This is a genomic window from Sulfitobacter sp. IGS-18, from assembly GCF_059628195.1.
In genome coordinates this window covers 3,462,037-3,485,581 of the sequence record NZ_CM184556.1, presented here as the reverse complement: position 1 = coordinate 3,485,581, position 23,545 = coordinate 3,462,037, and the positions used below count along the sequence as shown (strand labels likewise).

Annotated in this window: 20 protein-coding genes; 8 read left to right on the top strand and 12 right to left on the bottom strand. The window is 63.1% G+C overall.

Going from position 1 to position 23,545, the window contains the following annotated elements:
* The first annotated feature begins 49 nt into the window (after positions 1–49).
* From ACWNZ3_RS16920 to ACWNZ3_RS16910, 3 genes are all read left to right on the top strand, one after another.
* Positions 50–910 (top strand): methylated-DNA--[protein]-cysteine S-methyltransferase, encoded by an 861-nt coding sequence (locus tag ACWNZ3_RS16920; protein WP_269366031.1) that lies wholly within the window; start codon positions 50–52, stop codon positions 908–910.
* A gap of 229 nt (positions 911–1,139) precedes the next feature.
* Positions 1,140–1,811: a YiaD family glycine zipper/OmpA-like lipoprotein gene (locus tag ACWNZ3_RS16915; RefSeq protein WP_269366029.1), complete on the top strand. Its 672-nt coding sequence runs from the start codon at positions 1,140–1,142 to the stop codon at positions 1,809–1,811.
* Positions 1,812–2,044: 233 nt separating this feature from the next.
* Positions 2,045–2,581 (top strand): NADPH-dependent FMN reductase, encoded by a 537-nt coding sequence (locus tag ACWNZ3_RS16910; RefSeq protein ID WP_496900639.1) that lies wholly within the window; start codon positions 2,045–2,047, stop codon positions 2,579–2,581.
* Here the strand turns inward: ACWNZ3_RS16910 and ACWNZ3_RS16905 are convergent.
* Positions 2,578–3,609: an NAD(P)/FAD-dependent oxidoreductase gene (locus tag ACWNZ3_RS16905; RefSeq protein ID WP_496900638.1), complete on the bottom strand. Its 1,032-nt coding sequence runs from the start codon at positions 3,607–3,609 to the stop codon at positions 2,578–2,580. The genes ACWNZ3_RS16910 and ACWNZ3_RS16905 overlap by 4 nt on opposite strands.
* 57 nt (positions 3,610–3,666) lie before the next feature.
* Here ACWNZ3_RS16905 and mnmC2 point away from each other — a divergent pair, with 57 nt between their 5' ends.
* Positions 3,667–4,341 (top strand): tRNA (5-methylaminomethyl-2-thiouridine)(34)-methyltransferase MnmC2, encoded by a 675-nt coding sequence (gene mnmC2, locus ACWNZ3_RS16900; RefSeq protein WP_496900637.1) that lies wholly within the window; start codon positions 3,667–3,669, stop codon positions 4,339–4,341.
* A gap of 35 nt (positions 4,342–4,376) precedes the next feature.
* A complete protein-coding gene (locus tag ACWNZ3_RS16895; RefSeq protein WP_496901916.1) occupies positions 4,377–5,225 on the top strand; it encodes a DMT family transporter in 849 nt (282 codons plus the stop codon).
* Here ACWNZ3_RS16895 and ACWNZ3_RS16890 read toward each other — a convergent pair.
* Positions 5,172–7,139 (bottom strand): lytic transglycosylase domain-containing protein, encoded by a 1,968-nt coding sequence (locus tag ACWNZ3_RS16890; protein ID WP_269366021.1) that lies wholly within the window; start codon positions 7,137–7,139, stop codon positions 5,172–5,174. The genes ACWNZ3_RS16895 and ACWNZ3_RS16890 overlap by 54 nt on opposite strands.
* A gap of 135 nt (positions 7,140–7,274) precedes the next feature.
* Between ACWNZ3_RS16890 and dapA the strand changes: the two genes are divergently transcribed.
* Positions 7,275–8,150: a 4-hydroxy-tetrahydrodipicolinate synthase gene (gene dapA / locus ACWNZ3_RS16885; protein ID WP_274573754.1), complete on the top strand. Its 876-nt coding sequence runs from the start codon at positions 7,275–7,277 to the stop codon at positions 8,148–8,150.
* 281 nt (positions 8,151–8,431) lie between these two features.
* Here the strand turns inward: dapA and ACWNZ3_RS16880 are convergent, their stop codons facing one another.
* The 7 genes from ACWNZ3_RS16880 to pdxR all read right to left on the bottom strand — a co-directional run bounded on the left by ACWNZ3_RS16880 (position 8,432) and on the right by pdxR (position 18,176).
* Positions 8,432–9,304 (bottom strand): dimethyl sulfoxide reductase anchor subunit family protein, encoded by an 873-nt coding sequence (locus ACWNZ3_RS16880; protein ID WP_496900636.1) that lies wholly within the window; start codon positions 9,302–9,304, stop codon positions 8,432–8,434.
* Complete coding sequence (locus ACWNZ3_RS16875; RefSeq protein ID WP_496900635.1) at positions 9,304–10,050, bottom strand: 4Fe-4S dicluster domain-containing protein; 747 nt, start codon at positions 10,048–10,050, stop codon at positions 9,304–9,306. Before ACWNZ3_RS16875 ends, ACWNZ3_RS16880 begins: the two co-directional genes overlap by 1 nt.
* A gap of 79 nt (positions 10,051–10,129) precedes the next feature.
* Positions 10,130–12,943: a molybdopterin oxidoreductase family protein gene (locus ACWNZ3_RS16870; RefSeq protein ID WP_496900634.1), complete on the bottom strand. Its 2,814-nt coding sequence runs from the start codon at positions 12,941–12,943 to the stop codon at positions 10,130–10,132.
* A gap of 22 nt (positions 12,944–12,965) precedes the next feature.
* On the bottom strand, positions 12,966–13,724 hold the full coding sequence (locus tag ACWNZ3_RS16865; protein WP_269366012.1) for a sulfite exporter TauE/SafE family protein: 759 nt from the start codon (positions 13,722–13,724) through the stop codon (positions 12,966–12,968).
* Positions 13,717–14,817 carry an acetate/propionate family kinase gene (locus ACWNZ3_RS16860; protein ID WP_496900633.1) on the bottom strand — a complete coding sequence of 367 codons (1,101 nt, stop codon included), beginning with the start codon at positions 14,815–14,817 and terminating at the stop codon, positions 13,717–13,719. Before ACWNZ3_RS16860 ends, ACWNZ3_RS16865 begins: the two co-directional genes overlap by 8 nt.
* A gap of 3 nt (positions 14,818–14,820) precedes the next feature.
* The gene (gene xsc, locus ACWNZ3_RS16855) at positions 14,821–16,599 is read right to left on the bottom strand and encodes a sulfoacetaldehyde acetyltransferase (protein ID WP_496900632.1); all 1,779 of its coding nucleotides are present in this window, start codon (positions 16,597–16,599) and stop codon (positions 14,821–14,823) included.
* Between the two features lie 113 nt (positions 16,600–16,712).
* A complete protein-coding gene (gene pdxR, locus ACWNZ3_RS16850) occupies positions 16,713–18,176 on the bottom strand; it encodes a MocR-like pyridoxine biosynthesis transcription factor PdxR (RefSeq protein WP_269366009.1) in 1,464 nt (487 codons plus the stop codon).
* A gap of 258 nt (positions 18,177–18,434) precedes the next feature.
* Here pdxR and ACWNZ3_RS16845 point away from each other — a divergent pair, with 258 nt between their 5' ends.
* Positions 18,435–18,584 (top strand): hypothetical protein, encoded by a 150-nt coding sequence (locus ACWNZ3_RS16845; protein WP_496900631.1) that lies wholly within the window; start codon positions 18,435–18,437, stop codon positions 18,582–18,584.
* Positions 18,585–18,684: 100 nt separating this feature from the next.
* Here ACWNZ3_RS16845 and ACWNZ3_RS16840 read toward each other — a convergent pair whose 3' ends face one another.
* From ACWNZ3_RS16840 to ACWNZ3_RS16830, 3 genes are all read right to left on the bottom strand, one after another.
* Entirely contained in the window at positions 18,685–18,948 is a 264-nt protein-coding gene (locus ACWNZ3_RS16840) for a YMGG-like glycine zipper-containing protein (protein WP_269366007.1), read from the bottom strand.
* A 215-nt stretch (positions 18,949–19,163) separates the two neighbouring features.
* Positions 19,164–20,555 carry an aminotransferase class III-fold pyridoxal phosphate-dependent enzyme gene (locus tag ACWNZ3_RS16835; RefSeq protein WP_114273725.1) on the bottom strand — a complete coding sequence of 464 codons (1,392 nt, stop codon included), beginning with the start codon at positions 20,553–20,555 and terminating at the stop codon, positions 19,164–19,166.
* Positions 20,556–20,708: 153 nt separating this feature from the next.
* Positions 20,709–22,052, bottom strand: coding sequence for a calcium-binding protein (locus tag ACWNZ3_RS16830; protein WP_496900630.1), 1,344 nt, complete (start codon positions 22,050–22,052; stop codon positions 20,709–20,711).
* A gap of 428 nt (positions 22,053–22,480) precedes the next feature.
* Here ACWNZ3_RS16830 and ACWNZ3_RS16825 point away from each other — a divergent pair, with 428 nt between their 5' ends.
* The gene (locus ACWNZ3_RS16825; RefSeq protein WP_496900629.1) at positions 22,481–23,500 is read left to right on the top strand and encodes a taurine ABC transporter substrate-binding protein; all 1,020 of its coding nucleotides are present in this window, start codon (positions 22,481–22,483) and stop codon (positions 23,498–23,500) included.
* The last annotated feature ends 45 nt before the right edge of the window (positions 23,501–23,545 follow it).

Below are 23,545 nucleotides of genomic sequence, written 5' to 3'. Positions count from 1 at the left end.
GCGCATGTTTCGGGTCGCCTGGGCGCTTCGGACTGCCTAGATTGGCTGCATGACAAACCAAGCTTCCTCCCCCGCCGATGACGGCTACCACTTTGGCGTGATGCGCCGCGCGATCGATTTGATTGATGCGTCGGAAACCCCCCTGACGCTTGAGGCGCTGGCGGCCCGGATGGGCATGTCTCCCGCCCATTTCCAACGGGTGTTCTCCCGCTGGGTCGGCGTGTCGCCCAAAAGGTATCAGCAATACCTGATGCTGGGCCAGGCCAAGCAGATGCTGCGCGATCATGCCACAACCCTGCATGCAGCCCATGAGGTCGGCCTGTCGGGGACCGGGCGTCTGCACGACATGTTCCTGCGTTGGGAGGCAATGAGCCCGGGCGATTTTGCCCGCAAGGGGGCGGGGCTCACCATCTATTGGGGCTGGTTCGACAGCCCTTTCGGCCCGGCGCTGGTCATGGGGACCGACAAGGGGATCTGTGGCCTGGCCCTTGCCGCTGAAGTCGGTGAAGAGGCGGCGATGCAGGATCTGACAGGTCGCTGGCCGCTGGCGGATTTCGTGGAGGACCCGATGTTGCTGCGGCCATGGGTGCTGGCGGCCTTCGGCGCGCAGGATGACAGGCTGGAAAAGGCGCCGCTCTACCTGATCGGTGCGCCCTTCCAGATCAAGGTCTGGGAGGCACTGCTGCGCATCCCCTCGGGGCAGGTCACGACCTATTCCGACATCGCACAGGCGATTGGCAGCCCACGCGCGGTCAGGGCCGTCGGCACGGCGGTGGGGCGTAACCCGGTGAGCTGGCTGATCCCCTGCCACAGGGCGCTGCGGAAATCCGGCGCGCTGGGGGGCTACCACTGGGGTATGCCGGTCAAACGCGCGATGCTTGCCTTTGAGGCCGCCCGCGCAGAGGCCTGACAGAGCGCTGTTAACGCGTTTCCGGTTTTCGTTGAAACAAGGCATCGCCGATGTCCCGGGAGCGCCGAAGGCGTGGCAGGGTATTGGCGATACAACATGAACTGGAAACGCTGTAGGCGGGATGCTGCCGATCGAAAATTCCCCCTGAACGCGGGCCGTTTGCGCACTATATATGCGCTACATCGAGATGCCGCGCCCGAACGCGGCCCCAGAACCAAAGGCAGTAGATATGATTTCTTCCAAACTTTCCCTCGCCGCGCTGATCGCCGGCGCATTGACCCTCAGCGCCTGTACAGAGCCAGGTCAATTGGGTGCAGGTCCCAACGATCCGAACCAGAAAACCAAGAACGGCGCGCTGATCGGGGCCGCGTCCGGTGCGGTTCTGGGCGCGCTCACGGCAGATGACGGCAACCGGGGTGACCGCGCCCTTGCCGGTGCTCTGCTCGGTGGTGCCGTCGGTGCTGGCGTCGGCTATTCACTGGACAAGCAGGAGGCCGAGTTGCGCCGCCAGATGGACAGCCGGGTCGTGATCACCAACACCGGTGACCGGCTGATCGTGACCCTGCCGCAGGACATCACCTTTGCCACCGACAGCACCGCGGTGCAGCCGAGCATTCAGGACGATCTGCGGGCACTGGCCCAGAACGTGCAGGTCTATGCAAATTCCACGCTGCAGATCATCGGCCACACGGACAGCGACGGCGATGCCGCCTACAACCAGACCCTCTCCGAAGGTCGTGCGAATGCGGTGGCCCAGGTGCTTTATGCCAACGGCGTGCCCGTCAGCCGGGTCCAGACCTACGGTCGCGGCGAAAGCCAGCCGATTGCAAGCAACCTGACGCCGCAGGGCAAGCAGCAGAACCGCCGGGTCGAAATCGTGATTCTGCCCAACGCGCGCTGATCCCCGGGCGCCCCGTCACGGGGTGCTTGATTGCTGAATTTTGCACGGAGCCCCTGCATGGCGCGGGGGCTCCTTGTTTTTGTGCCTGCGCCCGACCTGGCGTTTCGGGATATACCTGAATCACTTGTTCGCTGCCGCTCCCTTCGGCCCTGCGCGAAAAGTGATGTGGGATGTTTCAAACCCATCCCGAAACGCTGTAAAAGGCAGAGCACTTACGGGGAGCGAAGATTGCCATGACAAAGCCAAAACTCCTGGGGATTTCGGGGTCCCTCCGGACAAATGCCACCAATACGCTTCTGCTGCGCGAGGCCGCGCGGCTGTTTGGTGCGGCAGAATATACCCAGGCCGACATTCGGTTCCCTTTGTTTGACGCCGACGAGCAGGCAGCAGAGGGCGTGCCGGAGGCCGTGGTCAAGGTTGCCCGACAGATCGAGGCGGCGGACGCGGTGATCATCTCTACCCCGGAGTACAACAAGGGACCCTCCGGCGTGATCAAGAACGCGCTGGACTGGATCAGCCGGGTCGACTTCAAGCCATGGAACGACAAACCCGTCGCCGTGATGTCGGCGGCTGCCGGTCGCGCGGGCGGGGAACGCGCGCAGATGGTTCTGCGCGGATTCATGGTGCCTTTCCGCCCCCGGATCCTGCAGGGGCCCGAAATTCACCTTGCGGGCAGCGGTGACCAGTTTGACGAGGCGGGCAGGCTCAAGGGCGAGATTTACGTCAGGGAGCTGACCGGTCTCATGCAGGCCCTGCGCCGCATGATCTAGAGGTTGTCCGCGACCCGAAAACCATCGGGGATGGCATCGACCCCCTCCAGCATGAGATCAGCCATCACCTCAGCCACCTTGGGTGCCATGCCGAAACCGATCTTGAAGCCGCCGTTGGCGATGAAATGGCCGGGACGGTCGGGCCACGGCCCCAGCATCGGTGCGCGGCTGCGGGCACGGGGCCGCACCCCGGCCCAACGGGCGATCACGGGTGCATCCGCCAGCACAGGCACCGCCGCGCGGGCCCGTTCGATCACCTCGTCCAATTGCGCATCGGTCCGGTCCGGGTTGTCATAATCCCGTTCCGAGGTGGAGCCGATGGCGACAGTTCCGTCCTGATGCGGGATGATGTGAACCCCGCCCGCGAACAGCTGCGGCGCGCCCCTGGCGTCATGTTGCAGCAGGGCGGCCTGTCCTTTGACGCCTGCGCCGATCACACGGTGATGAGCGGCATTCATAGTTTCAAGCCCGGCCACCCCCGTCGCCCAGAGGGTCGAACCCTCATCGGCCCCTTCGGTGGTGACCGGGACTCCATGGGCGGCAAGGGCGCGCACCAGCGATGCGCAGCCCTTGCGCGGATGAACCAGTGCGCTCAGCGTGTCCTGGATCAAGAGCCCGGTCGGGCTTGTCGGTTCCCATGCGGCACCCGTGGCGGGGATGATCTGCCATGTGGCGTGATCCTGCCACAAGGCCTTCGCTGTTACCGCGCGGGCCTGCGCAAGCTCCAGCAGATGCGGATCGGGGATGGGCTGCAGGCGGCCGTGCCGCGCATAACCGCTCTCACCGCCACCCGCTGCGTCCACCTCGCGCCAGAAGGCGGCGGCCATCAGCAGGCTCTCCAGTTGAAACGCCTTCTTGGGATTCCAGTTTTCCGGCACATGTGGTGCCAGTGCTCCGACGATGCCACCGCTGCTGCCTGCGGCGGGGCCGTTGGGGTCGATCACCTGCACCTTGGCACCGCGCCGGAGGCAGGCCCATGCTATCGAAAGGCCGAAAATGCCTGCGCCTCGGATGGTGATATCATGCATTGCCATTCCCCGCCTGTTGTCGCACATCTGGCGCAACTCTCCCCAGCGGGCAACCCCATGCAGCAACCCTCCGATCCGATCACCTGGCGCGACGGCAATATCCCCGTCTCCACCCGTTTCGACGACCCGTTCTTCAGCCTGGACGACGGGATCGCCGAGACACGCCATGTGTTTCTGACCGGCAATGACCTGCCTGCGCGGTTCCGCGATGCATTTGCCATCGGCGAATTGGGTTTCGGCACCGGTCTGAACCTGTTGGTCGCTTGGGATGCTTTCGCCACCGCGATGCCGGGGGCAACGCTGCATTTCACCAGTTTCGAAGCCTTTCCCCTGTCATCCGATGACATGGCCCGCGCGCATCGTGCTTTCCCTTCATTCGACGGCAAGCGCGATACGCTGGCAGCGGCCTGGACCGGGACCGGCGGATCGTTCGATCTGCCGGGATTGCGGCTGAACGTGATCCTTGGCGATGCGCGCGTCACGCTGCCCGCATGGGCCGGACGCGCAGATGCATGGTTCCTTGACGGTTTCGCCCCGGCCAAGAACCCCGAACTTTGGTCGCCGGAGCTGATGGCCGAGGTTGCAGCACATACCGCACCACAGGGGACGGCGGCGACCTATACGGCGGCGGGCGATGTGCGGCGCGGTTTGGCGGCGGCAGGATTTGAGGTGCAGCGGGTACAGGGATTTGGCCGCAAGCGGCACATGACACGGGCAAGGATAGCAGGGTGAGTCAGGGCAACAATACACCGCTGGGCATTGGCCTGATGATCGCGACGACATTTGTCTTTGCGGTTCAGGATGGCCTGTCGCGGCATCTGGCATCGGAATACAACGTGCTGATGGTGGTCATGATCCGCTACTGGTTCTTCGCAGCTTTCGTGATCGCGATTGCGGGGCGCAAGGCCGGCGGTGTGCGTGCGGCGGCCCGGACCTCGCAGCCGATCGTGCAGGGTATTCGCGGTTTTCTGCTGGCCACCGAGATTTGCGTCATGGTTTTTGCCTTCACCATTCTGGGGCTGGTCGAAAGCCATGCGGTCTTTACCTGCTATCCTTTGCTGGTGGCGGCGCTGTCGGGGCCGATCCTGGGGGAAAGTGTCGGCTGGCGGCGCTGGGCGGCCATTGCGGTCGGGTTTGTCGGCGTGCTGATCATCCTGCAACCGGGGATGAGCGTCTTTGACCCTGCCGCGCTGATCCCCCTGCTGGCGGCTGCCATGTTTGCGGTCTATGGCCTGCTCACCCGATATGTCGCCAAGAAGGATTCGACGGCCACCAGCTTCTTCTGGACCGGGGTCACGGGGGCCATCACCATGACCCTCGCAGGTGTCTGGTTCTGGGAACCGATGGCCGGTTCCGACTGGCTGATCATGGCCTGTCTCTGCGTGACGGGCATTTCCGGCCACTGGCTGCTGATCCGCGTCTACGAGGTGGCCGAAGCCAGCGCGGTGCAGCCCTTTGCCTATTTCCAGCTCGCCTTTGCCGCCGTCATCGGGTTGAGCTTCTTTGGCGAAACCGTGCGGGCAAACGTGGTTCTGGGGGCCGCCATCATCGTGGCGGCGGGGCTATTCACCTTTTGGCGCGAACGCCTGAAGCGTCGACCCGGTCAGCTCCTCTGAGAAGGGCACCGGCAGCGGATCCTTGCCCAGCCTTGCTCGGTAGGTCGGCAGGCTTTCCGTGACACGCATGATGTAGTTCTGGGTTTCGCGGAACGGCACCATTTCGATCCAGTCGACGATGTCGATCTCGCCTTTTCGCGGATCGCCGTAAAGCGCCATCCAGCGCGGCGGTCGCGCCGGCCCCGCATTATAGGCGGCCGACATCATCACCACGTTCCCATCGAACCGCCCTGCCATCTGGCTGAGATAGGTCGCCCCCAGCCGCGCATTGTAATCCGGGTCGGCGATCAGCCTGTCGGTGGTGTGCAGGCTGCTGATGCCAAGGTCGCGCGCGATGTCGCGGCCCGTTGCAGGCATGATCTGCATCAGGCCCCGCGCGCCCACTGCGCTTTGCACCACCGGGTCGAATTCGCTTTCCCGGCGGGCGATAGACAGGGTCATTTCCGGGGCCATGGGCAGATCCATCTCGATCAGCGAATGCAGCGGGTAATAGGGCGCTGCGATGGTCAGACCCCGCTGCGCGGCGCGCTTGCCGATCATCACCGCCAGATGCGGCTGGCCGATGTCAATCGCCGCCTGCCCCAGCAGATGCAGGTCCTCTTCGACAAGCTGATCGGCAAGATGGGTCCAGAAACGTTCCGCCAGGCTCAATTCTCCCGACGCCTGAAGCAGCAGGCCCGCTTCGAACAGGGGGGCTTTGGCCAGCGCCGAGCTGCGCCAATCCTGTTCCGGTTCAGGCCCCGCAAGGCTGGTGTCGAAGGGCAGGCCGCCACGCTCCGCCGCAAGCAGCCCGTAAAAGGCGGTCTGGAACTTTGCCCCCATGGCATAGGCCTTGGCGGCCCCTTCGCTGTCGCCCATCGCCTCAAGCGCCCGGCCCTGCCAGTAGCCTGCCCGCCCCTGCGAGATTGGTGATTCGACGGCGCTGTCATGGTTGCTGAAGTGTTTCAGGGCGGTTTCCGGATCCTTGAGAAAACGCAGTGCGATATAGCCGGACAGCCATTCCAGATCGGCATAGTCCGACCCCGGCAGCAGGAAATGCCGGGAGGCCATGCGATAGGCGACCTTGGGGTCGCCGGTGCGCATCTCCTCCCGCGCCAGCGCGCGGCGCCGGTTGCCCCATTTGTCGGGTCGGCCCAGGGCTTCGGCGGATGTCGAGCGTTCCAGCATCAGATCCCTGGCGTCATCCACCAGGTTCTTGCGGAGGCGCCATTCGAAACGGTCATGCTGCAACCCGGCGTCGGCCTTTTTGGAGGCGGGCAGGGCGTCGATCATCGCGTTCACGTTGCCTTGCAGCTGTTGCAAGGCGATGCGGGTTTCGGCCAGCGCTATGTCCTCCTTGCCCACAAGGTCGAACATCTGCCGCGCCTCGGCATGTGCGCGGTCCCAGAGCATCGCCTCCAGCCGGGCGGCATGGTGGGGTTTCAGCAGCTCGGCATGGTCTTTCAGGAACAGTGCCTGTGATGTCGCATTCATCGGCATCGTCCGCCATGCCAGAACCAGGTCAGCCTGAGCATCACCCAGGTTTCCCGCCGCGGTCAGGGCCGCCGCATGGGCCAGGACGCCGCGCGGTGTCTGCGGTGCTACATTCTTGAAAAAGGCCAGGATGGCTTCATTGCCCGCGTCGATAACGGCATCTTCGCTCTGCCGGCGCAGATAATCTTCGCCGGGCCAGTCGGACCGGCGCGCCAGGAAATCCCGGACCTCGGCATAGGTGCCGCGGCCCGCGCGCAGGCGGTGCCATTCGATCACATCTGCCGCGACTTCGCCGTCGCGGGCGGCGATCATCGCGGCTGTTTCCCAATTGCCGTTGCGCATGGCGTCCATCGCCCAGCCCAGCGGGCGCGGGCGTTGCTCGGCCTCAGCCGCGAAGGCGACAGTGCAAACCAGCATCAGCGCAGTCAGAAGTCGTGTCATCGCTTGAGTTTCCATGGGTCAGGGGCTAGAGGCTTGCAACATATGGCATGCTGAGGTGAGTTCAAATCACTTGGCTGTGCCTGCCAATGTATTCCAGTCCGGCAACCCGCCGGCCAGCACAAAAGGAGCGTGCAAATGTTCAAAGGCTCACTGCCTGCCCTCGTCACGCCGTTCAGGAACGGCGAGCTGGATTTGGGGACATTGAAGAAACTTGTGGAATGGCACATCGGCGAAGGGTCGAACGGCCTTGTCCCGGTGGGCACCACCGGCGAATCCCCGACCCTGACGCACCGCGAACACGAACAGGTGGTCGAAGAGGTTGTTAAGGCGGCGGCGGGCCGTATCCCGGTGATCGCCGGTGCCGGTTCGAACAACACGCTTGAAAGCATCCGGCTTGCGCGACATGCCGAGGCGGTGGGCGCAGACGCCATTCTGGTGGTCACGCCCTATTACAACAAGCCGACCCAGCGGGGGTTGATTGCACATTTCACGGCGATCCATGATTGCTGCGAACTGCCGATCATCATCTACAATATCCCCCCCCGGTCGGTCATCGACATGACACCGGCGACGATGGGCGAACTGGCCAAGCTGCCGCGCATCGTGGGCGTCAAGGATGCGACCGGCGATCTGGCCCGTGTCAGCGCCCAGCGCATCACCTGTGGCAAGGATTTCATCCAGCTCTCCGGTGAAGATCCCACCGCACATGGTTTCAACGCCCAGGGCGGCGTCGGCTGTATCTCGGTCACGGCCAATGTCGCGCCCCGGCTGCTCAGCCAGATGCAGGCGGCCTGTGCCAAGGGCGATTATGCCACGGCCCTGGAAATTCAGGATCGCCTGATGCCGCTGCACACTGCCGTGTTCACCGAGCCTGGGCTGGTTGGCGTGAAATACGCCATGTCACGGCTTGATCTGTGCAGCGAAGAAGTGCGCCTGCCGCTGACAAGCCTGTCCGACGAGACCAAGAAACTGGTCGATGCCGGTCTGCGCCATGCAGGGCTGTTGAACTAGGCTCCATCGGCGCAGGGTAGCCCGCGCGACACATCCTCCGAAAGCAGGCGCAGGGTTGGGCAAACCCTCGCCTGACCGGAGTTTCTGACATGGACATTCTGCCCACCGTCGCCACGCGCGCCGGGGACGCTGTGTTGCACCCAGGGCCATGCGGGCACCGCCGGGCTGCATAATCCGGGCTATGTGCCGGATACATCTGTCCTGCCCCTGGGCGCCTCGATCATGGCGCGGGTGGTGGAGCGGCGGCTTCCCCTGAACGGCTGACCCATCCAGGGGCAGGTTCAGCGTTTGCCGTAGTAGAGACCGACCACATGTTCTGCCTCTGCAAAGAACAGCCAGCGCGAGGCCAGCACGCCTGCCACATGCGCCAGCACGGCGACCACCGCCAGCAGGTGGCTGAAGGGCAGCAGCAACAACAGCACCGGCAGCACGATCATCAGGCCGAATGAAATCACCCGCAGCTTCTGCGCGTGCTTGCGGCCGATCTGAAAGACAAATTCACGCAGCAGATAATTGGTGCCGGTGTGCGGTGGCTCAAAGGCGCGGACCTTGCCGATGCCGCCCAGTTGTGTGGCGCTTGCGATATCGGTCCCCGATTGCTTCAGCGCCTTGTCACCCAGCAGCCATGTGGCGATCTGGACCGCGCCTGCGGCGATCAGCAGGACGACCGCCCAGGTGATCTGACCGGCAAGCAGGGCACCCCCCGCGAGGCTGAGGGACAGGAAATAGAAAGGGGTCAACGGCTGGTGCCAGCGCGGCACAGTCTTGAGCTGGGTATAGATCATGGCCGTGGTGAACACCGTGCCAAGCGACAGCAGCGCCCCCAGAATCCCGAGGGGCTGCCAGGCGGCGTCAAAGAACACCAGCCCCGCGCCATAGATCGCCATCACGATCAGGGCTGCAACGGCGCAGAGGCCTTCACGGCTCAGCCAGCTGGAGCGCCATTGCGTGAAGGCCTTGAGCGCCCGTTCCGGGTGGCCAAGGTGGAAGGTCGAAGAGATCAGACCGCCCACGGCCAGCAGGTATGCGATGGTGAAGAAGGCAAAGGCGGACCAGCCGCTGACCGCGGGCACACCGAAGCCCAGCCAGAACAACAGGCCGAACCCCAGGCCGGAGAAGGTCGAAAATGCGATGACGGAAGGTGCGGGATGCATCAGAGTTTCTCCAGTGCCTTGTCGAGCCAGCCCAGGAAACCGCTGGGCTCCTGCGCCACCGGTTCCAGGAAGGGGGCCAGCACGTCGATTTCCGGCAACCTATCCTTTGGCCGTGGCGGCAGATATTTATTGACGGGTCTGGTGCCCTGTTCGGGCATCAGGTCCACGCCGCCACGTTCTGCGACCAACTGGCTGACATCGCTGTCGGGGTCGCCCAGGTCGCCGAAGTGCCGCGCCCCTGCGGGGCAGGTGCGCACACAGGATGGGATGCGGTCCACCTCCGGCAGGTTTTCGTTGTAGATACGGTCCACGCAGAGGGTGCATTTCTTCATCACCTTCTCTTCCATGTCCATCTCGCGCGCGCCATAGGGGCAGGCCCAGGCACACAGCCCGCAGCCGATGCAATCGGACTCGTTGACCAGCACGATCCCGTCTTCGACCCGTTTGTAGCTGGCACCCGTCGGGCAGACGGTGACGCAGGGCGCATCCTCGCAATGCAGGCAGGACTTGGGGAAGTGGATCAGCTGCGCATGGCCTTCCTCGGGTTGCACCTCGTAGCTGTGCACCCGGTTCAGGAAGGTGCCGGAGGGGTTGCCGCCATAGGCATCCTGGTCACTGAGCGGCGCGCCGTAGTTCTCCGTGTTCCAGCCCTTGCAGGAGATCACGCAGGCATGACAGCCGACGCAGGTATCGAGGTCGATGACAAGGCCCAGCTTCTTTTCGGTGGAGGGTGGGAGAGTGGTCATCTGATGCGCTCCGTTGTCGGTGTGGCACCGGGGCGCTGCCCCGGACCCCGGGAATATTTAAGGCCAAAAAGAGAGGGGATCATTTGCCGACCTTCCACGCCAGATTGTCCGGGGCGTTCGGGACGGGCGATTTGATCACAGGATACTCGGGCCGTGCTTCCCTGGGCGCTTCGGTCTTTTCGATGCGCACTTTCAGGTCGAACCAGGCCGCCTGACCCGTGATCGGATCGGAATTGGCCCAACGCATCCCGTCCGCCTTGGGCGGCAGCAATTCATGGATCAGATGGTTCAGCAGGAACCCCTTGGTCGCCTCGGGTGCATCCTTGTCCAGCGCCCAGGCTCCCTTGCGCTTGCCGATGGCGTTCCAGGTCCAGACGGTATTCTCGTTCAGCGCAGCCATCTCCATCACCGGCACGGTGATTTCACCATGTGGCGAGCTGACCCGCGCCCAGTCGCCATCCGACAGGTCATGCTGGCGCATCAGCTTGGTCGGCAGGTACAGCGGGTTGTGGCCGTGCAGCTGACGCAGCCAGGCGTTCTGACTGCCCCAGGAGTGATACATTGCCATCGGCCGCTGGGTGAGGGCATTGATGGTGAAACCCTCGTTGCCCTGCTGGTCGGTCTCGTACCAGATCGGCAGGGGTGACATCGTCGCCTTGATCCGCTCGCGCAGATGTTCAGGCGGCTGGCGGTCGCCATGGCCCTCGGCAGCAAGCTGGAACTTGCGCATCGGTTCCACGTAGAGCGAGAACAGATAGGGTTGCGGGCTGTCGTAGAGGCCCAGTTTGACCGCCCAGTCCTGATAGGCCCGGTTCCAGGGTTTGTAGTAATTTGCACCATCGGGGATGTGTTCGGCAAAAAAGCCGCCGTTCCTGATGTAGCTGTCAAGCTGCCCTTCGTTCGGTCCGCCGCGCCCGTGTTGCAGGCCGTTTGCCCCCATCCGCCAGCCCGCCAGCGGGCCGATGCCGGGGCGGCGTTCGTGGTTGGTGATGTAATCCGCATAATCGGCGTATTTCTGGCTGCCATCTTCGTTCACGAAGCCGGGCAGGCCCAGCTTCGCCCCCAGATCGCAAAGCGCGGACTGGAAGCCCTTCACATTGCGGTCCGGCTCCACCACCGGCCAGCGGATCGCGTCGGCGGCGGCGTCCGCCTCGCAGATCGGGCGATCCAGCAGGGAAATGCAGTCATGCCGTTCCAGATAGGTGGTGTCGGGCAGGATCAGGTCGGCATAGGCCACCATCTCCGAACTATAGGCATCCGAGTAGATGATATGCGGGATGACGTAATTGTCGTTCTCGTCCTTGTCGGTCAGCATCTGCATCACGCCGCCGGTGTTCATCGAGGAGTTCCACGACATGTTCGCCATATACATGAACAGCGTGTCGATCTTGTAGGGATCGCCTGCATGGGCGTTCGAGATCACCATATGCATCAGCCCGTGAGAGGACATTGGGTTTTCCCAGGTGAATGCCTTGTCGATGCGGGCGGGTGTGCCGTCTTCCTTCAGCGCCAGATCGTCGGGGCCATGGACAAAGCCGAGGTGCGGGCCGTTCAGCGGCCCCCCCGGCGTCATGCCGACATGGGGCTTGGGATGTGCGGTCGCGGGCTTGGGGTAGGGCGGTTTGAAACGGAAACCGCCAGGCACCTCGACCGTGCCGAGGATGATCTGCAGCACATGCAGCGCGCGGCAGGTCTGGAAGCCATTGGCATGGGCCGAGATCCCGCGCATCGCATGGAAACTGACCGGGCGGCCGATCATCGTGTCATGGGTCTCGCCCCGGAAGTCGGTCCACTTGTGGTCCAGCTCGAACGCCTCTTCAAAGGCGACGCGGGCAAGTTCCGATGCGATGGCACGGATGCGGTTTGCAGGCAGGCCGCAACGGTCTGCGACGGCCTCGGGGGCGTAGTCCCCGCTCAGGTACATTTCGGCCATCTTGTGGAACACGGGCCGGTGGGTCACGCCCTTTGCACGGTAGGTGGCGGACAGGTCCGGCTTCACACCGGGCCGGTCATAGGGTGTCAGCTTCTTGGTCACACGGTCCATGACCAGTTGCTTGCCATCCGCATCGCGCAGGTAGAGCCCGAACTCCGGCGACTTTTCATCACCGTTCACCAGAACCGGGGCATCGGTGTATTGCGCGAGGTAATGCAGGTCGATCTTGCCCGCCTTCATCAGGCAATGGATCATCGACAGGATGAACAGCCCGTCGGTGCCCGGGGTGATCCCGACCCAATCGTCTGCCACGGCGTTATAGCCGGTGCGGATGGGATTGACCCCGATGACCCGCGCACCGCGCCCCTTGATCTTGCCGATCCCCATCTTGATCGGGTTGCTGTCATGGTCCTCCGCCACGCCGAACAGCATGAACAGCTTGGTATGGTCCCAGTCGGGCTGGCCGAATTCCCAGAAGGCGCCGCCCATGGTGTATATGCCCGCGGCGGCCATGTTGACCGAACAGAACCCACCGTGTGCCGCATAATTCGGGGTGCCAAAGGCCTGTGCCCAGAGGCTGGTGAAGCTCTGCGATTGGTCGCGCCCGGTGAAGAAGGCCAGTTTCTCGGGATTTGACTCGCGGATGGGCCTCAGCCAGTCGGCGGCGATCTGATAGGCCTCGTCCCAGCTTATCTCCTCGAACTCGCCCGACCCTCTGGGCCCGACACGTTTCAGTGGCGCACGCAGGCGCGAGGGGGCATTGTGCTGCATGATCCCTGCCGACCCCTTGGCGCAAAGCACACCCTTGTTCACGGGATGGTCGCGGTTGCCCTCGATATAGGCGACCTTGCCCTCCTTGAGGTGAACGTTGATCCCGCAGCGGCAGGCGCACATGTAGCAGGTCGTCTTGCGCACCTCATCTGACACTTTCGGGCTCAGGTTCAGCTTGGGCTGGTTCATCACTCGGGTCCTTTTTTGGGAGTCAGATTAGGCTGCGGATCAGCGAGAGCATCGCCAAGCCGATCAGAAGGCTGAGACATAAGGGTTTGTAGTAGGGTTCCCACCTCGGATTAAAGAGCCTGGTACCGAGCCAGACGCCAAGCAATGTCACCGGCAATAGGAACATGGCAGCCTGTGCTGACGCAAGGGTCATCACGCCAAAAGCCAGAAGGTATATCAAAGATCCAAGTGAGCCGACAAAGAGGTAAAGCACCAGGGTGCCGCGCATGGTCCGCGCCGTATCGTTCTGGCTGAGCACATAGAGCGCGACCACCATCCCGCCCACATGTGCCACGCCAGAGACGATACCGGCCAGCACCCCGGCAACGAGCGTGCCACCACGGGTGGCGAGGGCGGGGATGTTGACCTTGAGCATCTGCAGGGCGGCCAGCACAAGGATCATGCCCAATGCGATGCGGCCGGACGCGGTGGCGGGCAGGCTTACGGTCAGCCAGAGGCCCAGGGGCCAGCCGATCCAGTTGCCTGCAACCAGCAGACCCGCGCGGGTTCGGTTCGCGGATTGCCAGCCGCCCCGTGCCATCAGCAGGCTGGCCGCCATTTCCTGAAACCACAGGATCGGGATCAACAGGATCGGCGCGATGAAACTGGCCGCAGCCGCCATCACCAGCGCCGACAGGGCAAAGCCCGCGAACCCCCGCACGAGACCGGCGGCGAAGGTGATGCCAAGCAGCAGCGCCACCTCGACCGGGGTGAGAGGCAGGGGGAACCAGGGATCAGGCATCGGCGGTGTCGATGCGGGTCAGCTGCGCGGCCTGCATGGCGATATGCGCCTCTTCGGCGGCGGGGACAACATGGACAGGCAGGTCCCCGGCCCAGCGCAGCAGGTCGGTGATGCGGGTGCGGATGTCCGCGTCGTTCTCGCCGATGCCGCCGGTAAAGGCGATGGCGTCGCAGCCGCCCATGGCCGCGAACATCGACCCGGCCTGACGTGCGGCCCAATAGGCAAAGTGATCGCGGGCGAAGGCGGCCTCAGGCGTGTCACCGGCAGCCAGCTCACGCATGTCGCCGCTGAGGCCCGATAGCCCCAGCAACCCGCTCTGCGCGCTGAGGATCTGATCGGCCTGCGGCAACCCGACGCGGGAGACCAGTTCCAGCACCGCGCCGGGGTCGATCACGCCGACGCGGGTGCCCATGGTGAGCCCGCCCAGAGGCGAATAACCCATGGTGGTGGCCACAGACTTGCCCTCGCGGATCGCGCAGAGCGAGGCACCGTTGCCCAGATGTAATGCCAACAACCGAGCGGGCAGCGGCGCGCCGGTCATCTCCGGCAGGGCGCGGGTAAGTGCGGCATAGCTGTTGCCATGAAACCCGTAGCGCCGCAGCCCGCGCGTGGCGGGCAGATCGGGCAGAGCGTATCGCCGGGCGACCTCGGGCACAGTGGCGTGAAAGGCGGTGTCGAAGCTGGCCACCTGCGGCAGCGACGGGGCGGCCTGCGCGATCCAGTCGATGGCGGCCAGATGATGCGGGTTATGCAGCGGCGCCAGCGGGATGCATGCCTCAATGCCCGCGCGGACCTTGTCAGTGATGCGCGCCGGGGCGGTGAATTCGTCCCCGCCATGCACCACGCGATGGGCCACCAGCGCGAGCCGGTCCAGCGCTGCACCTTCCGCCGCCAGCGCATCCGCCACCGCGCGCAGCGCGGCGGCATTGTCCGGCAGGGACAGGGCGCGCGGTGCGGCACCGCTGACCTTCACCGCGCCCCGGGCACCGACCCCCGTTGCCTCGACCCGCAGCATCTCGCGGAAATGCGCCCCGAAAAGCGCGCATTTGATCGACGAGGATCCCGCATTGAGGACGAGTATCGGCCCCGGCACAGATCAGACCGACTGCGGCCGCATGTCGGACTTCGAGATGCCCGCAACACTGACCGGCTTTTTCATCGCGTCGCGGCGGAAGGGTTCGCCCAGTTCCTGGTTGATCATGGCTTCGATCAGCGTGGTCTTGCCGTGGTTCATCTGGTCGTCGATCGCCTGTTTCAGGGCCGCCGTCAGTTCATCCATCGTGCGCGCCACGACACCCTGCAGCCCGCAGGCCTGGGCGATGCCCGCATAGGACACCTTGGTGTCCAGCTCGGTGCCGACGAAGTTGTCGTCGAACCACAGGGTCGAGTTCCGCTTTTCCGCACCCCATTGGTAGTTGCGGAAGACGATCTGCGTGACCGCCGGCCATTCGCCACGTCCGATTGCCGTCAACTCATTGACCGCGATGCCAAAGGCGCCGTCACCCGCAAAACCCACGACGGGCACATCAGGCTGGCCGATCTTGGCACCCACGATGGCGGGCAGGCCATAGCCGCAGGGGCCAAAGAGACCGGGTGCGAGGTATTTCCGGCCCGCGTCGAAATCGGGATAGGCATTGCCGATGGCGCAATTGTTGCCGATGTCCGAACTGATGATCGCCTCGCGCGGCAGCGCAGACTGGATCGCACGCCATGCCATGCGGGGCGACATCCAGTCCGGCTTGTCCTTGCGGGCGCGTTCGTTCCATGTGGTGCCGGGATCGTCCTCTTCGTGGTCCATCGAGGACAATTGCTGCGCCCAGGTGGATTTCGCTTTGGCGATGCGCGCCTTGCGGTCTGCGCGGCCGGCGTCGCCCGCATCGTCGGACAGCTGGTTCAGGATGCCCCTGGCCACCTTGGCCGCGTCGCCCACGATGCCCACCGTGACCTTCTTGGTCAGGCCGATCCGGTCGGCGTTTATGTCCACCTGGATGATCCTGGCGTCCTTGGGCCAGTATTCCATGCCATAGCCCGGCAGGGTCGAGAAGGGGTTGAGCCGGGTGCCGAGGCAGAGAACCACATCGGCATCCTTGATCAGCTCCATGCCCGCTTTGGACCCGTTGTAGCCCAGCGGGCCTGCAAACAGCGGGTGCGAGCCGGGGAAGGCGTCATTGTGCTGGTAGCCGACACAGACCGGGGCATCCAGCCGCTCGGCCAGCGCCTTGGCCGCGTCAATGCCGCCTTCGGAGAGGACCACGCCGGCGCCATTGAGGATCACGGGGTTCCGGGCCCCGCTCAGCAGTTTGGCCGCCGCGGTGACGGAGCCTTCGCCGCCCGGGGAATGTTCGAATTCCATCGGTTCGGGGATCTCGATGTCCACCACCTGGGTCCAGAAATCGCGCGGGATGTTCAGCTGTGCGGGACCGGACAGGCGCTTGGCCTTGGCGATGACGCGGGTCAGCACCTCGGCCACGCGGGTCGGGTCGCGGACCTCTTCCTGATAGGCGACCATATCCTCGAACAGTTTCATCTGTTCGACTTCCTGGAAGCCACCCTGGCCGATGGTCTTGTTCGCGGCCTGTGGCGTGACCAGCAACAGCGGCGTGTGGTTCCAGTAGGCGGTTTTCACGGCGGTCACGAAATTGGTGATGCCGGGCCCGTTCTGCGCGATCATCATCGACATCTTGCCGGTCGCCCGGGTGAAGCCATCGGCCATCATCCCGGCCGACCCTTCATGGGCGCAGTCCCAGAACATGATACCCGCCTGCGGAAACAGGTCAGAGATTGGCATCATCGCAGACCCGATAATGCCAAAGGCATTGTCGATGCCGTGACGTTGGAGGACTTTTACGAATGCTTCTTCGGTCGTCATTTTCATCGCAGATGATCCTTAATATTTCGTGAGTCGCGCGATTCCCGGGCGTTTGGCCCACCCTAGGCGGCTATATCCCCTACTGTTAGGGCCAAAAAGAACAGGCGCCTAAGGCCACTTCAGGAAAACTCCCGGATTGCCTGTGCAACCAGGGCCAGGCCCTCCGGGATGCGGGCGGCGGGGATCGAGGAATAGGCCAGACGGTAGTAGTTCGATGGTTGATGTGCGCCGGTAAAGAAGGGGCGGCCCGGTTCGATCAGCACGTTCTGCTGATGCAGCCTGCGGGCCATCACGTCGGTATCGACCCCGTCGGGCGCGCGCATCCAGAAGGAGGAACCGCCGTAATAGCCGCGCCCGGAGATGCGCAGGTCGTGCTCTGACAGGGCCTTTTCCATGACCGCGCGCCGGTCCTGCAGGGCGCTGCCCATGCGCCGGATCAGGGCATCGTAATGGCCCAGTGACAGGAAATAGGCGGCGGTGCGCTGGATATGTCCCGGCGGGTGCCGCAGGACGGAGGCGCGCAGCGCGCGGGCTTCCTTGATGAAAGGCTCGGACCCCACGAGATAGCCAAGACGCAGCCCCGGAAACAGCGACTTGGAAAAACTGCCGACATAGATCACCCGGCCATCGCTATCGAGGGATTTAAGCGCCGGCGAGGGTGGTTTGAGAAAGGACATCTCGAACTCGTAGTCGTCCTCGACGATCAGGGCGTTCATCTCTCCGGCGCGGGCCAGCAGGGCATGGCGGCGCTCCATCGGCATGGTGGCATTGGTCGGGCATTGATGGCTGGGGGTGGTAAAGATGACATCCGTGTCGGGGGGGATCGCATCGGGCGGGATGCCATCGGCATCGACCCGGACGGGTGTCATATGGCAGCGCGATTGGGTCAGGATGTCGCGCAGCGCGGGATAGCAGGGGTCTTCGACGGCGGCGCGTCTGCGTTGGGTCAGCAGCACCTGGGTGGTCAGCCAGAGGGCGTTCTGCGCACCCAGGGTGATCAGGATCTGTTCGGGCCGGGCGTTGATGCCCCTGCGCGGCAGGGTGTGTCTTGCGATGAATTCGATCAGCTGCGGGTCGTCGCGGTCAAAGTAATCGGTGGTCAGGGCCGAAAAGTCGCGCTGGCCCAGGGCCTGCAGGGCGCAAAGCCGCCAGTTGGCATGGTCAAACAGGGTCGGGTCGGCCTGACCATAAATGAAAGGATAGCGGAACTTTGCCCAATCCTGCGGTTTCGACACGGTGGCGCCGCCACTGAACTTCTGGCCGATGGCGCGCGACCAGTCGACCGCGTCTTTCCGTTCCGCCGCCGGGGCAAAGCTGGGCGGGGTGGGGGCGTTGCCCGACACGAAGTAGCCGGACCGGCCCTTGGAGGTCAGGTAGTCGTTTGCCAGCAGTTCGGTGTAGGCGATGGTGACGGTGATCCGGCTGACGCCGAGATGTGCGGCCAGCCTGCGGGTGGAGGGCAGCTTTTCACCCGGCCGGAACCGGCCCGACAGGATGCCCTGCGCGATCATTTGCTGGATCTGCTGCTGCAGTGTTCCCTGTGTGCCGGGGCGCAGAAAGAAGGTTTCGACGGGAAGGGCCATGACGTTACCTTAGATTGGACCTAACGGGCAATCAATCTGGAGATATCGGTATGCGAAATGGAATTGCCTTGCAGGGAGAGTCTATCTGGTCGTTCAGCGCGTGTAAATCAATAAATGAGACTTTTGGTTTCGTTCAATTCCATTGATCGAAGGGAATTGGCCGACACAACCCGTACACGGGCGATGCACCGCAGGGTGCATCCTCTGTTTGTTCAGCTAAGCGCGCCATCCTTGCCGCCACCATAACCCGGCGAATGGATGCGCATACCGAAATGGGTCCAGAGCCTGAAGCGGCTGCAGAACGGCATGAAGGACGCATGGCTGCGGGAAAGCCTGACCGAAAAGTGGATCGGGCTGGATCGACGGGCACCTGTCCCGCGACCGACAGCGCGGATCAGCGTGCCATGATCTCGGCCCACCAGCACGCATCGGAGTCAACAAGGGCCGAAATGAAGAAGGGCCCCGCCTTGCGGCGAAGCCCAACCGATCCTTGGAGGGATGTTCAGTCTTACGGGCAGGCCGCCGAATAGCGCGAGCCATCGGGACGCTGGTAAACACAGGTGCCCGTCTGGGTCTTGCCGATGTAGTTCCCGGCAGCGGCACCAACGGCACCACCGATCAGCGCGCCGGCCACACGGTCGTCACCGCCGGAAACGGCAGCGCCTGTTGCGGCACCAAGAGCGGCACCGGTCAGGGCGCCCTGATTTGGACCGCCCGGTTCACAGGCTGCAAGTGCGGCGATCATGGGGATGGCGATAAGAAGCTTTTTCATTTTGGTCTCCCGAATTGTTGTTCGTGGGTTAACGCGATCCATTCCAGAAAAGTTCAGACAAATTTTTAACCGACCGGTTTATCGGCGGAGATCAGCCATCTGGCAGGGTCGCGTATCTTGTTCGGGCAAGACATGGCGTGGGTCGGATAAATCAAAGGCCGGGTCAAGCCCGGCCTCTGTTTCTATTGGCAAGAAAGCGCTGAGCGCCCGGATGCTCAGGCGAAGACGCGGCCCAGCGCCCCGTCCACCGCTTCGACGATCTGGTCAATGTCGTCCTTTTTCGCGATCAGCGCGGGCGAGAAGCACAGCGTGTTGTTCTTGCCCGGCAGGGAGCGGTTGGTGGCGCCGATGATGACACCCTGCCCCATGCAATCGCCCACCACCTGCTGCACCAGCTTTTCAGCGACGGGTTCGCGGCTGTTGCGATCAGTGACAAGCTCTGCGCCCAGGAACAGGCCCTTGCCGCGGACCTGACCGATGACGGCGTGTTTGTCGGCCAGCGCCTGCAGCTGGTCCAGCATGTAATGGCCCATGTCGGTGGTGTTCTGCAGCAGGTTCTCGTCTTCGATGATCTTCATGTTCTCGATGCCGGCGGTCGGCCCGGCGGTGCAGCCCCCGAAGGTGGAGATGTCGCGGAAGTAGTTCAGCGGGTCGGCGGCATCGTCCTTGAACATGTTGAACACCTCTTCGGTGGTGACAAGGCAGGCGATGGCGGCGTAGCCGGAGGCGACCCCCTTGGCCATTGTCACCATGTCCGGCTGGATGCCGTAGTTCTGGTAGCCGAACCAGGTGCCGGTGCGGCCCACGCCGCAGACAACCTCGTCGATGTGCAGCAGAATGTCGTATTTGCGGCAGATTTCCTGGACACGTTCCCAATAGCCCTCCGGGGGCGTGATGACGCCGCCGCCGGCGGTCACGGGTTCAAGGCACAGGCCGCCGACGGTATCGGGCCCCTCGGCCAGGATCACCTTTTCGATCTGGTCAGCGGCCCAGACGCCATAGTTTTCCTGCGGTGCGCCGTCCTGTTCAAAGCTGCGGTATTCCAGGCAATGCGGCACCCGGACAAAGCCGGGGGTGAAGGGGCCGTATTGCGCATTGCGTTCGTCCTGACCGCCCGCCGACAGCGCGCCGATGGTGGTGCCGTGGTAGTCGCGGTCGCGGTAGAGGATCTTGTGCTTCTTGCCGCCGTAACGCTTGTGCGCGATCTGGCGGACCATCTTGAAGCCCTTCTCGTTCGCTTCGGACCCCGAGTTGCAATAATAGACGCGGCTCATGCCGGGCATCTTGTCGATCAGCATCTCGGCAAAGTTGGAGCCGGGGATGGAGCCTGCGGAGCCTGCGAAGTAGTTGAGCTTGATCAGCTGGTCGCGCACGGCATTGGCGATACGCTCGCGGCCGTAGCCGACGTTGACTGTCCAGACTCCGCCGGAAACGGCATCGAGGTGTTCCTTGCCCTTCTGGTCCCAGACGCGCATGCCCTTGCCTTCGACTATGATGCGGGGATCGGTGGTCTCGTAGGGCTTGTGCTGGCTCAGGTGGTGCCAGATATGCGCGCGGTCGGATTCCACCACGCGGGAAATATCGTTCTCGTTGAAATTGCCATCCATGGATCGGACCTTTCTTCGCTGGGAGAGCGGGTGAATTCAGGGCACAACTGGCCCCGTCTGTCCAACTGTCTGAGGGTTGCGGGCAGAATCAAGTAGGGCCAGACCTGCCCCATTCGTAGCGCCAGAATTCGGGCGTGTCTAATGGGGCAGAGGTCAGAAGATGAAATCCGAGGCGTCCAGGTCGCTGAGGTCGGTGCCGGTGAGGGTGATGGTACTGCCGTCGCCGGTGTCGATCACCACGTCCGCACCGATCTGGAACAGGTGGTTGTCGTGCAGATCCGCGAAATTGGTGATGGCTGTTACGCCACTGAGGTCGATGCGCTCGAAAGGGTTCAGAGCCTCGAAATCGGCGATAGTGTCCTGCCCGAAACCATCTGCAAAGATAAAGGTGTCGGCATTGTATCCGCCGATCAGGCTGTCGTTCCCAAGCCCTCCGTCAAGCCTGTCGAACCCTGCATCGCCGGAAAGAAAATCGTTCCCGTCATTGCCTTCCAACGTATCGTGACCGGTGCCGCCAAATATGCGGTCGTTACCGTCGTTCCCGGACAACAGATCGTTGCCCTGCTGGCCGAACAGCGCGTCGTCAGAACCGAGCCCCTCGATGCTGTCCTCGCCGGTGCCACCGTACAGGCGGTCAGAACCGACGGATCCTTCGAGGAGGTCATTACCATCCTCACCAAAAAGCCAATCGGCGTTGCCCCCGCCACGCAGGGTGTCGTTGCCCGTGCCGCCATATAGGGTGTCAAAGCCGAAATCGCCTGTCAGAAAGTCATTGCCGGCACCACCATGCAACCGGTCATTCCCGGAACCGCCGCTCAACTGGTCATGGTCATTTCCGCCGTGCAGGATGTCGTTGCCACTTCCGCCCTGAAGGTTGTCACGCCAGTGACCGCCGAAAAGCACGTCGTCCCCGCTGAACCCGCGCAGGTAGTCGTTGTTGGCACCGCCGTAGAGCGTGTCGTCGCCGTTAAAGCCATCAAGCCTGTCGACGCCACCGTTGCCGTAGATCACCGTGCCGGTCTGATAGCCCCAGATTATTTCGCCGTACATGCCACCCATGATCGTGATGGACTGTGGGTCGGGGAGGTAGTCGTAAAGCGTCCCTTGATATCTCATGTAGCCCATCGAGGCATTCAGAACGATATCCTCAACCCGCAGCAGGTCCACGAGCCCGGCGAAGCGCGCATCGCCTGTCAGGGTAAGTGCGTCATCCAGCGCTTGTGCGACCTCTGCCGCATCCCAATTCATGCCTGTCATGTTCGAGGCGACGGTGGAAAGATCGGCCTCCAGATAGTCAATTTGGGTGACGGTTCCTGAAATCGGCCATCCGGCATCATCGAAAACCAGATCTGTTCCGATGACCCGGATCGCCCGTTCCCCCTCGATCGTTGGCAGGAACATGAACTGATCGGGCGTATCGGGGTCTGACACCAGTTGGTGCCCGCCTGGGATCCAGTCACTGAACTGGTGATAGCTGTTGTTGGAAAATATGACCATTTTTCTGGCCTTTCAATCTGCGGAGCAGTTCTGTTGAATGAGATCAGGTTAGGAGGTGTGGCAGCCGAGGTCAAATCCGGCGGTCGCGCGCGACAGGTTGTGCCATCTGGACTCATGCACTGCCGCCGGTTGGACGTTTGTTCGCGGCGTGATCGCTCACAGGATCGGGAGCCAGGTCAGATCGGATTTCGATGTTCCGAATGGCGAAATCGGGTTTGCTGAAATGTCCCCTTGGCTCTGCCCAAACATCAGTCAGCGGTCGTGCGAAAACCGGAACAAACGAGAAAACAAGGCAGAAATTTGAAGGTGAGCGCGGCGTCCCTTGCATTTTCGCGCAGGATAACGCCCAACTTGGCATTACAAATTGAGACGATACGACCCAATAACGGGCAGCCAATGTCCGTAAATAAGATCAAAGGGAGATTACAATGATCAAGAAAACCACCACCAGTTTTGTCGCCGGCGCCGTGATGGCCCTGACCGGTCAGGCCGCATTGGCGGATGCCCATTCCGGCGAGATCACCGTCGCCTATTTTCTCGAATGGCCGATGCCGTTGCTGGCGGCCAAGGCTTCGGGTGCCTATGAGGAAGCGCTGGGCAAGAAGATCAACTGGGTCTCTTTCGAGACCGGCACCGCGATGTCCGCCGCCATGGCTTCGGGCGACGTGCAGATTTCAATCAGCCAGGGTGTGCCGCCCTTCGTCGTGGCGGTCTCGGGCGGGCAGGACATCCAGGTGGTCGATGTGGCCGTGTCCTATTCCGACAATGACAATTGCGTGGTGAAGGCCGATCTGGAGATCGACAAGGACAGCGCGTCCGAACTGGCGGGCAAGAAGGTTGCCGTGCCATTGGGCACGGCGGCGCATTATGGCTTCCTGCGCCAGATGGACCACTTCGGCGTGTCGCTGGACAGCCTGCAGATCGTTGACATGGCACCGCCGGAAGGTGCCGCTGCGCTGAGCCAGGGCGCGGTTGATTTCGCCTGCGGCTATGGCGGTGGCCTGACGCGGATGAAGGAATATGGCAACGTTCTGCTGACCGGCGATGAAAAGGAAGAACTGGGCATCCTGGTGTTTGACGTGACCTCCGTGCCTGCGTCCTATGCGGCGGAAAACGGCGAGGAACTGGCCAAGTTCCTGAAAGTCTCTGCCGAGGCCAATGCGCAATGGGCGGCCGACCCCAGTGACGAGATGCTGGCCCAGATCGCGGAGCAATCCGGCATGGACCTGGAAGCGGCTCGGTCGGCGATTGCGACCTTCAAGTTCCCCACCGTGGAAGATCAGCTTTCCGAGCGTTGGCTGGGCGGCAATGCGGCGACCTTCATGAAAGGTGTGGCCGAGGTCTTTGTCGCGGCGGGCTCCATCGATTCGGCGCTGGACAGCTATGAAGGTGCCGTCAACACCGCGCCGCTGACAGCGGCCAAGGAGATGATGGACAGCGGTTCGTGATGGTTCGGGGCCGGTGCGGATTTCTCTGCACCGGTCCCGATAAAC

Coding starts and splice junctions, on each gene's coding strand:
- ACWNZ3_RS16845 (WP_496900631.1), top strand. CDS start 18,435: ATGCGCATACCGAAATGGGTCCAGAGCCTGAAGCGGCTGCAGAACGGC.
- ACWNZ3_RS16905 (WP_496900638.1), bottom strand. CDS start 3,609: ATGCATGATATCACCATCCGAGGCGCAGGCATTTTCGGCCTTTCGATA.
- ACWNZ3_RS16870 (WP_496900634.1), bottom strand. CDS start 12,943: ATGAACCAGCCCAAGCTGAACCTGAGCCCGAAAGTGTCAGATGAGGTG.
- ACWNZ3_RS16865 (WP_269366012.1), bottom strand. CDS start 13,724: ATGCCTGATCCCTGGTTCCCCCTGCCTCTCACCCCGGTCGAGGTGGCG.
- ACWNZ3_RS16835 (WP_114273725.1), bottom strand. CDS start 20,555: ATGGATGGCAATTTCAACGAGAACGATATTTCCCGCGTGGTGGAATCC.
- ACWNZ3_RS16880 (WP_496900636.1), bottom strand. CDS start 9,304: ATGCATCCCGCACCTTCCGTCATCGCATTTTCGACCTTCTCCGGCCTG.
- ACWNZ3_RS16890 (WP_269366021.1), bottom strand. CDS start 7,139: ATGACACGACTTCTGACTGCGCTGATGCTGGTTTGCACTGTCGCCTTC.
- ACWNZ3_RS16875 (WP_496900635.1), bottom strand. CDS start 10,050: ATGACCACTCTCCCACCCTCCACCGAAAAGAAGCTGGGCCTTGTCATC.
- ACWNZ3_RS16895 (WP_496901916.1), top strand. CDS start 4,377: ATGATCGCGACGACATTTGTCTTTGCGGTTCAGGATGGCCTGTCGCGG.
- ACWNZ3_RS16840 (WP_269366007.1), bottom strand. CDS start 18,948: ATGAAAAAGCTTCTTATCGCCATCCCCATGATCGCCGCACTTGCAGCC.
- ACWNZ3_RS16915 (WP_269366029.1), top strand. CDS start 1,140: ATGATTTCTTCCAAACTTTCCCTCGCCGCGCTGATCGCCGGCGCATTG.
- dapA (WP_274573754.1), top strand. CDS start 7,275: ATGTTCAAAGGCTCACTGCCTGCCCTCGTCACGCCGTTCAGGAACGGC.
- ACWNZ3_RS16920 (WP_269366031.1), top strand. CDS start 50: ATGACAAACCAAGCTTCCTCCCCCGCCGATGACGGCTACCACTTTGGC.
- ACWNZ3_RS16830 (WP_496900630.1), bottom strand. CDS start 22,052: ATGGTCATATTTTCCAACAACAGCTATCACCAGTTCAGTGACTGGATC.
- mnmC2 (WP_496900637.1), top strand. CDS start 3,667: ATGCAGCAACCCTCCGATCCGATCACCTGGCGCGACGGCAATATCCCC.
- pdxR (WP_269366009.1), bottom strand. CDS start 18,176: ATGGCCCTTCCCGTCGAAACCTTCTTTCTGCGCCCCGGCACACAGGGA.
- ACWNZ3_RS16910 (WP_496900639.1), top strand. CDS start 2,045: ATGACAAAGCCAAAACTCCTGGGGATTTCGGGGTCCCTCCGGACAAAT.
- xsc (WP_496900632.1), bottom strand. CDS start 16,599: ATGAAAATGACGACCGAAGAAGCATTCGTAAAAGTCCTCCAACGTCAC.
- ACWNZ3_RS16825 (WP_496900629.1), top strand. CDS start 22,481: ATGATCAAGAAAACCACCACCAGTTTTGTCGCCGGCGCCGTGATGGCC.